This is a genomic window from Amorphus sp. MBR-141, from assembly GCF_053628695.1.
The window spans coordinates 1-12,679 of sequence record NZ_JBRJGW010000014.1 but is presented as its reverse complement, the minus strand read 5'-3'; the positions used below and the strand labels follow the sequence as shown (position 1 = coordinate 12,679).

The window sequence follows — 12,679 nt, the reverse complement described above, 5'->3', positions numbered from 1 at the left end:
TCCCGGTCAGATCGACGCGATCTGACCGAAGAGGAGCTGCGCAAGGGTTTGAGTCTGACGCCATGTCTGATCGATCAGGTGTCACCGCCTGATGGATAAGGCTCTCGGACGTGCCGACCCGTCGAGGTGCCCGCTCCGCCCCGACCCGCCTCAGGCGAGCGGCCCCGTCGGCCACTCGTAGGCCTCGGACCAGGACTGGTCGAACACCGTCTCGATCAGGTAGCGGGCAACCCGCCAGTTCGGCGTGCGCGCATGGGCGAGGCGCCAGCCGATCTCCGCCCGCCGCCGCCGCTCGGCGTCGTCGCGCCACAGCCGCGCCATCGCTTCCACCAGGTCCTCGCGCCCGTCGAACGGGATGACGCCGTCTTCCAGGATGTCCTCGAAGGCCGCCGGGCGGTGGGTGAAGGCGGCGACGCCGATGCCCAGCAGCTGGCCGATGCGGTCCGACGCGTAGTAGCGCAGCGACGGCACCCGGTCGTCGATCGGCAGGCACGGCGACATCGCCGCGCCGGCGAGCGCCTCGTAGAACTCCAGGCTGCGCAGTTGCACCCCGGTCGCCGCCCGCCCGCCGACCTGGAAGCGGAAGCCGTCGGGCACGTGCGCCGTCAGGTAGGCGAGCTGCGCGGCGCGGCCGAGCCGGCCCGTGCCGAGGAACAGCCCGTCCAGCGCCAGCCGGTCGGCCGGCGCCTCGAACACCCGCGCCGTCTCGCAGGCGCTGTCCACCATGGTCGCCGGCAGATAGGCGATCGACCCCGGCCGCTGCGTCAGCCGGGCGAGCGCATCCCGGTCGCCGGTGGTGATGAAGCCCATGTCGGCCAGCGCCGCCTGCTGGGCGAACGAGGCCACCGGCCCGGTGTTCACCTGCGGATCGTCGACGCAGAAGCGGGCGATGCGCACCCCCGGCGCCCGCTCGCGCACGGCGGCGAAGATCTCCGGCCCGGTCATGTCGGCGTGGCCCATCACCACCAGGTCGGGCTGGAAGTGGCTGACGGTCTCCAGGAAGCGGGCGTGCATCCGCCTCGCCCCCCAGCGCTTGCCGGGCAGCGGCGCCAGCTCGCGGGCGGTGTCGCGGTCGGAGAAGCCGAGCACCAGGTGGCCCAGCCGGATGAAGCCGCGGTAGAGCTTCTGGTCGACGTTGTAGAAGAAGGTCTGCCGCCGCCGCCGGTCGAAGTTGGCGAACATCAGGATGCGCAGCGGCCTGTCCGGCCCGGCGCTCACGCGGGCGCCCCCGGCACGCGGCCCCCGGCCGGAGTGGTCTCGCTCGGCGCCGCGGCCATCGTCATTCCCTGCGCAGGAACCGGTCGACCAGCACGTCGCCCCAGTAGCTCGACTTGAACTTGGAGATCAGCGCGGCGCGGTCGTAGCCGGTCTCGATCCAGTCGAGGAAGGCGATCCCCTTGGCCTCGCCCTCGGCCTTGTAGAGCTGCAGGAACGCATCGAGGATGCCGGTCTTGGAGAACTGCATGTGGCCGTAGCGCCAGTGCAGCTGGCGGATCGCCTCGTCCGCCGTGCCGTTCTGGCGCAGCAACACGTAGAGCGCCGAGCCCATGCCCGCCCGGTCCGCGCCGGACTTGCAGTGCAGCAGCGCCGGGTACTCGACCGAGTTGAACACCTTGTGGGCATAGCGCACGGCGTCGTGGGTCGGCGGCTCGCGGGAGAACAAAGGCAGGTTGACGAGGTTAAGGCCTTTGCGCTCGCATGTTTCGGACACCAGCGGCCAGGCGCCGAAGTTCGACGAGTGGCGCAGCGAGATGATGGTCCTGACGCCGTTGCGGCGGGCCCAGCGAATGTCGGACGGGACCGGTTGCGAGGAGCGCCACAGCTCGTCGCTCACCTTGTGGCGGTTGCGATAGATGAGACGGATGGCGCCATGATCCTTGAACAGCGTGCTGCCCCACGCCGCGAGCCGCTCGGAGGACGAGGTCAGCGGGCGCTCCCAGCGTCCGAGTTCCTGATCGTCGTTGGCCATGGATCCTGTCGTCTGTCGCGAATGCGGGCTGCCGCGAACCGGCGCGCCTCGGCCCGGAGTGAATATCCCAGCGCTGGAGACACTGCAATTTTCCGTGCCCGGAATATGGCGCTTTGGCGTGCAAGTACCAGATCAGGGTGGACATTTCCGCCCCACGACCCCGCACCTCCGTTCCGGCAGGCCCCCCGCGATGACAGTGCCTGACATGGTTTCCCTGGCCGACGCCGCTCCGGCAGATGCCGCGCGCCCCGGCGTTGCGGCGATCCGGCGCGCGGTGCCGGCGGACGTGCCGCGGCTCGTCGCGCTGGAAAATGCCGTCTTCGCGAGCGACCGGCTGTCCCAGCGCAGCCTGCGCACGCTGATCGCCCGCCCGTCGGCGAGCGTCCTGGTGGCCGAATCGGCCGGCCGGCTGGTCGGCGCGCTGGTGGTGCTCTACCGGCGCTCCAGCCGGCTGGCGCGGCTCTATTCCCTCTCCGTCGCCCCCGGCATGCGCGGCGCCGGCCTCGGCGGCCTCCTCCTCGCGGCGGCGGAAGACGATGCCCGCGGTCGCGGCGCCGGCGCCATGCGGCTCGAGGTCCGGAGCGACAACGCCGGCGCGATCGCCCTCTATCGACGGCACGGCTATCGCCATATCGGAAATCGTGAATCCTATTACGCCGATGGCGGTGACGCGCTGCGATTCGGCAAGACGCTGTCTCCCTCATGAGCGGCGGCCGCGGCGGCGACACGCCTTCATTGCGGTTGCGCGCCCGAGAGGGCGTGTCGGCCGGCTCTCTTTTTCTGACGCCGATCGACCTGCGCCCAGCCCCGGATCGACCGGCTGGCACGTCGATCCAAGGAGCGATCCGTTGAGCGACTGGGTCCTACTCGTCGACCAGTACCGTGACTTCGACCAGGCTGACACCATCCACAAGGTCCTGACGGTGCGCGACTACATCGCGCGCCCGCAGATCTTCGAGGGGCGGCGGCCGATCCTGGTCAACCTGTCGCGCAGCTTCGCCTACCAGAGCAACGGCTACTACGCCTCGCTGCTGGCCGAGGCGCGCGGCCACCGCGTGCTGCCGACCGTCCACACGATGATCGAGCTGTCGCGCAAGGCGCTCTACCGCTCAGGACTTCCCGAGCTCGAGGATGCGCTCAACCACGACCTCAGGCGCATGAACGAACCGCCGGAGCGGCCGATGCGGCTGCTCGTCGGGTTCGGCCTGCCGGACCGGCCCGGCTTCGAGCGCTTCGCCGCCCTGCTGTTCGACTGGTACCGCACGCCGCTGATCGAGGTGTCCTTCGCCGACGGCCCGTGGGCCGCCATCACCCGGCTCAGGACGCTGCCGCTGCAGGGGCTGCCGGCGGCCGATCGGCCGTTCCTGCTGGACTGCCTGGAACGCCACACGCGCCGCCGCTGGCGCAACCCGAAGGCCCGGCGTCCCGCCCGCTACACCCTGGCCGTCCTGCACAATCCGCGCGAGCCGCTGCCGCCGACCAGCCGGAAGTCGATCGAGCAGCTGGCCGCCGTCTCCGAGCGGATGGGGATCGCGGTGGAACCGATCCTGAAGTCCGACCTCACCCGGCTGGCCGAGTACGACGCGCTGTTCATCCGCGAGACGACGTCCATCGACAACCACACCTACCGGTTCGCGCGCCGCGCCGAGCAGGAGGGCATGCCGGTCATCGACGACACCATGTCGATGATCCGCTGCACCAACAAGATCTACCTGAAGGAGCTGCTGGAGGCCCACAAGGTGCCGATCCCGGCGAGCCGGGTCATCGCCTCGAAGGCCGATGCGCTGCGCACCGCCGAGGCGCTCGGCCTGCCGCTGGTGCTCAAGGTGCCGGACGGCTCGTTCAGCCGCGGCGTCCACAAGGTGAAGACCGTCGATGAACTGACCACGCTCACCGCGACGCTGCTGGAGGAATCCGACCTCTTGCTCGCCCAGGAGTACATGCCGACCGCCTTCGACTGGCGCGTCGGCGTGCTCGGCGGCAAGGCGCTGTTCGCCTGCCAGTACATGATGGCCAAGAACCACTGGCAGATCATCAAGCACGAGGACGGCAAGGCCTCGCGCCAGGGCGGCTTCAAGACCTTCGCCGTCGAGGACGCGCCGGCCGACGTCATCGACGTGGCGATGCGCGCCACCGCCGCGGTGGGCGACGGCCTCTACGGCGTCGACATCAAGGTCGGACCGGCCGGCCCGGTGGTCATCGAGATCAACGACAACCCCAATCTCGACACCGACGTCGAAGGCCACGTGATCAAGGACGGCCTCTGGCGCGCCGTGCTGGAGTGGTTCCTCGAACGCCTCGAGGCGAAGCACTCGTCCGCCTGAGCCCCGTTTCGCGGAGGCGGTCTGCCCGGCGCCTCCCATCCGCCCGGAGTGACCGTCCGCCCGGCCGGTGCCGGGTGCGATTCGGCAATCGCCGCGGAGCGTCTCGGCCCGACGCGGCTTTGCGGCCGCGCCCTGCCCCCCGACCGCGGCTGGCGACGCAGCCCGCACGGATCCCCTGAAGCTGCCCGGCTCAGAGAAGCTGTCCGCTCAGGAACGGTTTCGGATCAGGAAGAATGTCGGGTCGCGAAAGCCAGGGGGCGCGTCCGGAACCGGCGCGGCGGTGTCCGGCCGTCTGCACGCCCCTGATCGGCCAGCCCCCTGCCCCTCACAGATGAGATGCATTGGCGCCCTGCTTCGGGCGGCTACGGGGCGTCGCGCCAGGCCACGCCCCGGCTGCGCATTGCGCTGCCCGGAACGAAACCCAGTAGGACAGGTTAACATAAGAAATGTTGAATTGGAAGGTTCTTATATTCTGAGATTTCCCTATGGTACGGGGCGTTGTGCATCCGGTTTCGCCATCGTGGATCCGGGGCCGGGCTTGTACTGTGTGCACCTCCTCAAAGGTGCCGAGCCCGGTATGGCACGCGTACGTTCACAAATCGGCACAGCCGTGTCGCATTGAGTTTGGATTCCGGGGAAGCGGCTCGATCATTACGTGTGATCGAAGGCGTTCTGCGGTCTGGTTGCTTGTCGTTCCGGTGGGATCGACGCAACTGCACCTCCCCGCTGACGACACGGCTGGCCAGGAGCAGGGCGCGCTTGATCGAGCGCGCGCGCCGCTCCGCCAAAAAAGAGATCTGTCGTTTGTCCCGAGCCCGGCGGTCGCCGTCGCGGCGGGGCGATCGAAGCGAAAAAAGGGAACTTTACATGTCGCGCAACTACATCTTCACGTCGGAATCCGTTGGCGCCGGTCATCCGGACAAGGTCGCCGACAACGTCTCCGACGCGGTGCTCGACGCCTGCCTCGCCGTTGACCCCAATTCCCGCGTCGCCTGCGAGACGCTGGTGAACACCGGCCTCGTCGTCCTCTCCGGCGAAATCACCACCAAGGCGCAGCTCGACTACGCCGACATCGCCCGCGAGACCATTCTCGATATCGGCTACGACGACCCGGCCTACGGCTTCGACGGCAAGTCCTGCGCCGTCCTCGTCGCCCTCGACAAGCAGTCCCCGGACATCGCCCAGGGCGTCGACGAGGGTGCAGGTCTCGACCTGGAACAGGGCGCCGGCGACCAGGGCCTGATGTTCGGCTTCGCCTGCCGCGAGACCGAGCAGCTGATGCCGCTGCCGATCCAGCTGGCGCACCGCCTCACCGCCAAGCAGGCCGAGGTCCGCAAGTCCGGCAAGCTGCCGTGGCTGCGCCCCGACGTGAAGAGCCAGGTGTCGGTCGCCTACGAGAACGACCGCCCGACCCACGTCGACACCATCGTGCTGTCGACCCAGCACGACGAGGACATCTCCTACGAGGACCTCAAGGCCGCGGTCATCGAAGAGGTGGTGATGCCCGAGGTGAAGAGCTTCGGCGTCAACAAGGACATCAAGTTCCACATCAACCCGACCGGGCGCTTCGTCATCGGCGGCCCCGTCGGCGACTGCGGCCTCACCGGCCGCAAGATCATCGTCGACACCTATGGCGGCATGGGTCGCCACGGCGGCGGCGCCTTCTCCGGCAAGGACCCGTCCAAGGTCGACCGCTCGGCCGCCTACGCGGCGCGCTACGTGGCCAAGAACATCGTGGCGGCCGGCCTGGCCGACACCTGCGAGGTCCAGATCGCCTACGCGATCGGCGTCGCCCGCCCGGTGTCGATCAACGTCAACACCTTCGGCACCGGCGCGATCGGCGAGGACCGCATCGCCAAGCTGGTCGCCGAGCACTTCGACCTGCGTCCGAAGGGGATCGTGCTGATGCTCGACCTCCTGCGTCCGATCTACCGCCCGACGGCCGCCAACGGCCATTTCGGCCGCACCGAAGAGAGCTTCACCTGGGAGAAGACCGACAAGGCCGAGGCGCTCGCCGCCGACGCCGGCGTCAAGGTCGCTTCCTGATCGCGCAGCTTGCGTGACGTGCCGCCCGGGTCCCCGACGGTCCCGGCCGGCGCCGCCGACGATATCGAATTCACGAATTAGGCGGACGCCCACGGGCGCCCGCCCGCGCGTCACCGGCAGAGCCTTTTCCGATCAGGCGGCACGTCTGATCGACCGGAATTGGCTCCCGGCTCAATAGCTGGAGCAAGCCTCTTCGTTCAGACCGGTTCGGTCTGAACGGGAATTGCTCAAGCCGAGCGCGCATATCGAAATGTCACAAGCGACCGCGGCACATGCAGCCGCAGTCGCGTGCGGGTTCACCTCCCTGGTCCCGCACGATGCTGACCGCAGCTGCCGCACCGCCCGCGTCTCCGGACGGGACGGGACGGCAGCAGAACTTGGTCTCCGGCCGTCGCTCGGGGGGTGGGGTGATCGACCGATCGCCGCAGGATGCGACAAGCGAGGCTGGCAAACCGAAGGATTACCGATATGCAGCAAAAAGCCGATTTCAATCGCGAACTCACGCTCCGGGAACAGGAGTACGGGGAGACACCGACCGACGTGCGCGAGACCGACCAGTACCGCGCCGAATACGTCCAGTCCTTCGTTGAGAAGTGGGACGAACTGATCGACTGGGACGCCCGCGCCGAGAGCGAGGGCCACTTCTTCGTGGACGTGCTGCGCTCGCGCGGCGCCTACAGCGTCCTCGACGTGGCCGCCGGCACCGGCTTCCACTCCGTCCGCCTGATCGGGGCGGGCTTCGACGTGACCACCAGCGACGGCAGCGCGGCGATGCTCGCCCGCGCCTTCGAGAACGGCAAGGACCGCCAGCTCATCCTCAAGACGGTCCAGTCCGACTGGCGCTGGCTGTCGAAGGACATCAACGGCAAGTTCGACGCCATCATCTGCCTCGGCAACTCGTTCAACCACCTGTTCGACGAGAGCGACCGCCGCCGCGCCCTGGCCGAGTTCTATGCCTGCCTGAAGCACGACGGCGTGCTGATCATCGATCAGCGCAACTACGACGCCATCCTCGACAAGGGCTTCAGCACCAAGCACAAATACTACTACTGCGGCGAACAGGTCGTGGCGGAGCCGGAATACATCGATGACGGCCTCGCCCGCTTCCGCTACTCGTTCCCGGACGGGTCGGAATACAACCTGAACATGTTCCCGCTGCGCAAGAACTACATGCGCAAGCTGCTGCAGGAAGCCGGGTTCCAGACGATCCGCACCTACGGCGACTTCCAGGAGACGTATCAGGAGTACGATCCGGACTTCTTCGTCCACGTCTGCGAGAAGACCTTCGTCGAAGACGAGAGCGTCGAGGATCCGACCCTCGCCGACGCGGCCCAGCAGGCCGCCGACACCGCCGAGGCCTACTACGACGACAAGGCGGCCGACCAGTTCTACTTCAACATCTGGGGCGGCGAGGACATCCACGTCGGGCTCTACGAGACGACGAAGGACATCAAGGAAGCCAGCCACCAGACGGTCAAGCAGATGTGCGCGACCGCCGGCCGGATCGACACCGACACCCGCGTCCTCGACATCGGCGCCGGCTACGGCGGCTCGGCCCGGGTGCTCGCCCGCACCTACGGCTGCCCGGTCGTCGCGCTGAACATCTCGGAGATCCAGAACGAGCGGAACCGCCAGCTCACCGCCGAGCAGAAGCTCGACCACCTGGTGAGCGTCCGCCACGGCTCGTTTGAGGACATCAAGGAGCCGGACGAGAGCTTCGACCTCGTCTGGGCCCAGGATGCGATCCTGCACTCCGGCAACAAGCCGAAGGTGTTCGAGGAGGTGTTCCGGGTGCTGAAGCCCGGCGGCCGCTTCATCTTCACCGATCCCATGCAGGCCGACGTGGTGGAGAACCCGGAGCTCCTGAAGCCGGTGCTCGACCGCATCCACCTGGACAACATGGGCTCGTTCGCGCTCTACCGGCGGCTCGCCCGCGAGGCCGGCTTCACCGAGGGCGAACACCTGGAGCTCACGGCCAACCTGCGCACCCACTACGCGCGCGTCGCCGAGGAGGTGAAGGCCGACTTCGACAATCTGGCCACCCTGTCGTCGAAGGAGTACCTGGAGCGGATGCTCACCGGGCTGGACAACTGGGTGACGGCGGCCGACGCCGGCAACCTCGCCTGGGGCATCCTGCTGTTCCAGAAGCCCGAGCAGATCTGATCCGCCCCACGGCGGCAGACAACGCTCCCCGCATTCGGAAAGGCGCGCTCTGGCGCGCCTTTTTTTGTCCGCCGGCGACAGGCATACTCCGGACAGGACGCGCGCGCCCCGGCGGGCACGCGCCAGCGGGAGGACCAGCATGCGCCGGCACACCCTTCGAACCGTCCTGGCGGCCGCGCTCCTCGCCGCAGCCCCCCTGCCCGCCCGCGCCGCCGATCTGGTCGTCGGCGTCGGCGACTGGCCCTCGGCGATCGCCACCGCGCATCTGGTCAAGGCGCTGATCGAGGACCAGCTCGGCCGCACCGTCGAGCTCCGCCCCGGCGACACCGCCGCGCTGTGGGACGCCGCCGGCGCCGGCGAGATCGACGTGCTGCCTGAGGTCTGGCTGCCCAACGACCGCGCCCAGGTGATCGAGCACGTCGACCGCAGCGGCGCCGTCACCCTGCTGCCCCGCGCCGTGCCCGCCCGCCAGGGCCTGTGCACCACCCGCGACGCCGCCGAGCGCTACGACATCCATGCGATGGCCGACCTCGCCACCAAGCGCGTCGCCACCCTGCTCGACACCGATGCCGACGGCCGCGGCGAGATCTGGATCGGCGCCGAGGGCTGGAACTCCACCCGGGTCGAGAAGATCCGCGCCAGGGGCTACGGCTACGACGCGACGATGACCCTCATCGAGGCGGAGGAGCCGGTGGCGATGGCCGGCGTCGACGTCGCCGCGGCGCTGGGCGAGCCCCTCGTCTTCTTCTGCTACGAGCCCCACCACATGTTCGCCCTGCACGACCTGGTGATGCTGGAGGAGCCCGGCCACGACCCGACCAAATGGGTCATCCGCACCCCCGACGCGGATCCCGACTGGCTGGCGAATTCCACCGCCGCCACCGTCTGGCCGGTCTCGTTCATCCACATGGCCCACCGCACCGGGCTCGCGCAGGACGCGCCGGAGGTGGCCGCGCTGCTTGCCCGCATGGACCTCGGCGCCGACGCCATCGAGGCGATGACCTATGCCCTCATCGTCGAGCGCGCCGACCCGGACGCCTTCGCCGCGGCGTGGATCGCCGCCCATCCCGAGCGGGTGAAAACCTGGCTCGCACAGTAGAGACGCAACGGAAAAAACAGACTTCGGCCATAGACTGACCGGGATGAGCATGGAACCGAACCGGTTCCACCTGCATTCATCCCCTGCGCCGGCCGATCGTCTGGGGGCGCCTGACGTCAAACTGGGGAACAGCTGCCATGATCGGACGACGCATACTTGTCGCACTGGGGATCCTGACCCTCGGGCTGGGGATGGCCGGGGCGGCGCAGGCGCAGGCCACGTCGCGCATCTTCGATCCGTCCAGCAAGAAGTGGATTTCCTACGATCCCCAGAAGGTGGACCGCGACGCCACGGCGCGCGGCCGCGTCACCCCCGAGCAGTTCCGCCGCACGCTGGTGCCGTTCCGCACCTCCGAGCCGCCGGGCACCATCATCATCGACACCGACCGCAAGTACCTGTTCTACGTGCTGCCCGACTTCCAGGCGATCCGCTACGGCGTCGGCGTCGGCCGCGAGGGCTTCGGCTGGTCGGGCGAGGTGAACGTCGGCCGCAAGGCGGAATGGCCCACCTGGACGCCGCCGGCCGAGATGATCGAGCGCGATCCGGCGTCTGCCAAGTACGCCGCCGGCATGCCGGGCGGCCCGGAGAACCCGCTCGGCGCCCGCGCCCTCTATCTCTATCAGGACGGTCAGGATTCCCTCTACCGGGTTCACGGCACCAACGAGCCCTGGTCGATCGGCCTCAGCGTGTCGTCGGGCTGCATCCGCATGCTCAACGAGGACGTGGAGGATCTCTATTCCCGCGCCCCGGTCGGCACCAAGGTCATCGTCCTGAAACAGGGCGCCGCCCTCTACGACCCGACCAGCTGACACGGGCCGGCATCGGCCGTCACGGTCGAGAGCATGTCCCGTTCGTATCCAAGCGATCTGACCGAAAAGGAATGGCGCAAGGGGTTTGAGTCTGGAGCCATGTCTGAATTGGCCGACGGCGGAACGGCGGCTATTCAGCCTGGAGAGGCGCAAAGCCGACCTTCCCTTGCTACTCCGTAGTTCCTATTCGATTAGTTCGATCTCTCCAGGCTCAAACCACTCCTGCCGTATCATTGCGTCGCGTGCCATGGTCGGCTCTGTAGTGTAGTAAACCACGGCTAGGCTTTGCTCCGCGCGACTGCAGGTTACATAGAAGAGTCGCCGCGTCCTATCGATCGTCGTCTCCTTGCCTGCCGCTTCATTCTCAAGATCCGTCTTGCTCTTCGCCTTCGTCTCGAAAAGCTTGTCGTAGGCGAACATGAAGCCACGAGCCTCGTCGTCGCTAACGACGACCATCACTCTTGGAAATTCCAGCCCCTTCACCCCCTGGTGCGTGTCGAACTGCGAGACGCCCCGAACGTACCGATCATATCGCTCGATCTGGTCGAACGGCGCCTCAAGCGCCAACCGCCAACCGCCCAACTCGCTTTTGACATCGAATTCTTCTTCCCGGTCGTCGGCGTCGCCGGCAGCGTCAATCTCGCCTTCCGCGACGACCGCATCAGCGGCGGAAAACGGAACCAACACCTCGGGGATCGTGAAGAGGTTAGCTTCGGCGACATAGCGCAAGACCGAGCGTGCGGTCGGCTTCTCAACCGCGTTCACCAGAGCCAGCAGGCCATCGCAGGCAGCCTTTGCCTTGCTGAGAATCTCGACCTGCTTCTCGCCTGCAGCTTCAAGCGCATCGCGCTCAAGGAGTGGAGATGTGCGCCGAACGACTGCTGCGACAGCAAACCTATCTCCCGTGCGCAGGGCCGTGACCAGCGGCAGTATCTCGCGCGTGAAAAGTCCAATGCCCGCTCCGGTCCCTTGCAGAAAGCTCGTGCGGATGCGCTCAACAGCGTAGAGGGGCTCGAAGAATTGTTCGAAGCCAAACCGGCGCGCGGACATCAGGTGCTCCAGCGCCAACGTCTTGATCGCTTCGGCTCCCGCCGCCCAGCTCGGATCGCCGGTGAGCTCTGCCATTCGTGCCGCTACGGTGGCCTCGGCCGCACTCTTGTCACCTATCGCCTGCGAGACGACGAACAGCCGAACGACGCCCTGCTTTGCATCGCTCCGTGGCTGTTGTTCTTCGCCATCCTCATCTCGTCTAATTTTGTTGATGAGCGTGATGACCCGCGTGGGGCAACGATGGTTCATCCGCTTCCTCGGTCTGGCCCAGGCCTGCGGAATCGCCTCCGCTAAACGCTCCTTACCGTCGGCGTAGATACGCTGCATCGTGTCGCCAAAGAGTCCGAGGCAAAAGGCCTCGCGGTATCCCGCCTCGACATCTAGCAGCGCGTCCATGAGCCTTCGGCTCGTATCCTGGCTCTCGTCGATCAATAAAATGGGGAAGCGGGTCACCAGCAGCCGGCGCAAACCAGGCTTCGCGCCGAGAAAATCGGCGGTCATGGCGATGACCTCTGCGTGGCTCAGAGAGTCCCTTGTGCGGTTGTCGCCGGTCGGGCTGTAAACGAATCGCGTAATTTCGGCGAGTTTCTCGCGGCGGCGCCGCTTGCTTTCTATCGAGCGAGCGCGGTCCGAGGCGGCTTTGCTGTTTGCCCGACCCTTCGCCTGTGCTTCTTCCAGCTCTGCGATATCTGCTAGGAGCCGGGTCGACAGCCACCCTCGAATATCACCGTCGTAGCCAGCAATCAGCGACCACGCGAACGCGTGAATGGTCGACACCTCGACGCGAGGATCGAACTCGAGCCGTTGCTTGATCTCGTCGCAGGCGGCATTGGTGTAGGTAATCACCCCGATCTTCTGACCGGATAGCGACAACCGCCGGCCCTGCTCCTTACACACCGTCCGGATCGCCTCGACAAGCGACCGCGTCTTGCCCGATCCGGCGCCAGCATAAAGAAAGAAGCTCCTCGGCTTCTCGACGTTCAGGCAGGCGAGGATCGTTTCATCGGCCTCGGAATCGAAGTTGTCGTCGACCGCGCTCATGCGTCGGCGCCCTCGATTTCAGCGACAACATGCTCTTCGACCGGCGGGTCAGCCTCGACCTCCTCCTCGCGCGGCGCCTCCTTTGGCCTGCCCCATCGAGGTGGCCGGGGCGTAGAGTTAGAGTCCGGCGGTTAGGGCCGGCGGATGTGCCGACACGGCGCCAGGGTAAGGTGACCAT

General features: G+C 67.3%; 9 protein-coding genes. 6 read left to right on the top strand and 3 right to left on the bottom strand.

All coding sequences use genetic code 11. The features are described 5' to 3' along the window. Window positions 1-150 precede the first annotated feature (150 nt). Together ACSSVZ_RS17940 and ACSSVZ_RS17935 are read right to left on the bottom strand one after the other, a co-directional pair. The gene (locus ACSSVZ_RS17940) at window positions 151-1,218 is read right to left on the bottom strand and encodes a glycosyltransferase family protein (protein WP_453972096.1); all 1,068 of its coding nucleotides are present in this window, start codon (window positions 1,216-1,218) and stop codon (window positions 151-153) included. Window positions 1,219-1,279: 61 nt separating this feature from the next. After that, window positions 1,280-1,969 carry a fused DSP-PTPase phosphatase/NAD kinase-like protein gene (locus ACSSVZ_RS17935; RefSeq protein ID WP_453972095.1) on the bottom strand — a complete coding sequence of 230 codons (690 nt, stop codon included), beginning with the start codon at window positions 1,967-1,969 and terminating at the stop codon, window positions 1,280-1,282. 205 nt (window positions 1,970-2,174) lie between these two features. On the opposite strand from ACSSVZ_RS17935, the gene ACSSVZ_RS17930 reads away from it, so the two are divergent. The 6 genes from ACSSVZ_RS17930 (at window position 2,175) to ACSSVZ_RS17905 (ending at window position 10,410) form a co-directional block, all read left to right on the top strand. Then, the gene (locus tag ACSSVZ_RS17930) at window positions 2,175-2,675 is read left to right on the top strand and encodes a GNAT family N-acetyltransferase (RefSeq protein WP_453972094.1); all 501 of its coding nucleotides are present in this window, start codon (window positions 2,175-2,177) and stop codon (window positions 2,673-2,675) included. Between the two features lie 142 nt (window positions 2,676-2,817). After that, a complete protein-coding gene (locus ACSSVZ_RS17925; protein ID WP_453972093.1) occupies window positions 2,818-4,293 on the top strand; it encodes a RimK family protein in 1,476 nt (491 codons plus the stop codon). An 867-nt stretch (window positions 4,294-5,160) separates the two neighbouring features. Next, window positions 5,161-6,339: a methionine adenosyltransferase gene (gene metK, locus ACSSVZ_RS17920; protein ID WP_453972092.1), complete on the top strand. Its 1,179-nt coding sequence runs from the start codon at window positions 5,161-5,163 to the stop codon at window positions 6,337-6,339. Window positions 6,340-6,807: 468 nt separating this feature from the next. Then, a complete protein-coding gene (locus ACSSVZ_RS17915) occupies window positions 6,808-8,502 on the top strand; it encodes a glycine/sarcosine N-methyltransferase (protein WP_453972091.1) in 1,695 nt (564 codons plus the stop codon). Window positions 8,503-8,641: 139 nt separating this feature from the next. Continuing rightward, window positions 8,642-9,601, top strand: coding sequence for an ABC transporter substrate-binding protein (locus tag ACSSVZ_RS17910; protein ID WP_453972090.1), 960 nt, complete (start codon window positions 8,642-8,644; stop codon window positions 9,599-9,601). Window positions 9,602-9,738: 137 nt separating this feature from the next. After that, window positions 9,739-10,410 carry a L,D-transpeptidase gene (locus tag ACSSVZ_RS17905; protein WP_453972089.1) on the top strand — a complete coding sequence of 224 codons (672 nt, stop codon included), beginning with the start codon at window positions 9,739-9,741 and terminating at the stop codon, window positions 10,408-10,410. A 183-nt stretch (window positions 10,411-10,593) separates the two neighbouring features. Here ACSSVZ_RS17905 and ACSSVZ_RS17900 read toward each other — a convergent pair whose 3' ends face one another. Beyond that, on the bottom strand, window positions 10,594-12,501 hold the full coding sequence (locus ACSSVZ_RS17900; RefSeq protein WP_453972088.1) for a UvrD-helicase domain-containing protein: 1,908 nt from the start codon (window positions 12,499-12,501) through the stop codon (window positions 10,594-10,596). Between the last annotated feature and the right edge of the window lie 178 nt (window positions 12,502-12,679).

Bases quoted from the DNA above. Each gene is read 5' to 3' on its own strand.
- ACSSVZ_RS17915 (WP_453972091.1), top strand. From the start codon at position 6,808: ATGCAGCAAAAAGCCGATTTCAATCGCGAACTCACGCTCCGGGAACAG.
- ACSSVZ_RS17910 (WP_453972090.1), top strand. From the start codon at position 8,642: ATGCGCCGGCACACCCTTCGAACCGTCCTGGCGGCCGCGCTCCTCGCC.
- ACSSVZ_RS17935 (WP_453972095.1), bottom strand. From the start codon at position 1,969: ATGGCCAACGACGATCAGGAACTCGGACGCTGGGAGCGCCCGCTGACC.
- ACSSVZ_RS17905 (WP_453972089.1), top strand. From the start codon at position 9,739: ATGATCGGACGACGCATACTTGTCGCACTGGGGATCCTGACCCTCGGG.
- ACSSVZ_RS17930 (WP_453972094.1), top strand. From the start codon at position 2,175: ATGGTTTCCCTGGCCGACGCCGCTCCGGCAGATGCCGCGCGCCCCGGC.
- ACSSVZ_RS17900 (WP_453972088.1), bottom strand. From the start codon at position 12,501: ATGAGCGCGGTCGACGACAACTTCGATTCCGAGGCCGATGAAACGATC.
- metK (WP_453972092.1), top strand. From the start codon at position 5,161: ATGTCGCGCAACTACATCTTCACGTCGGAATCCGTTGGCGCCGGTCAT.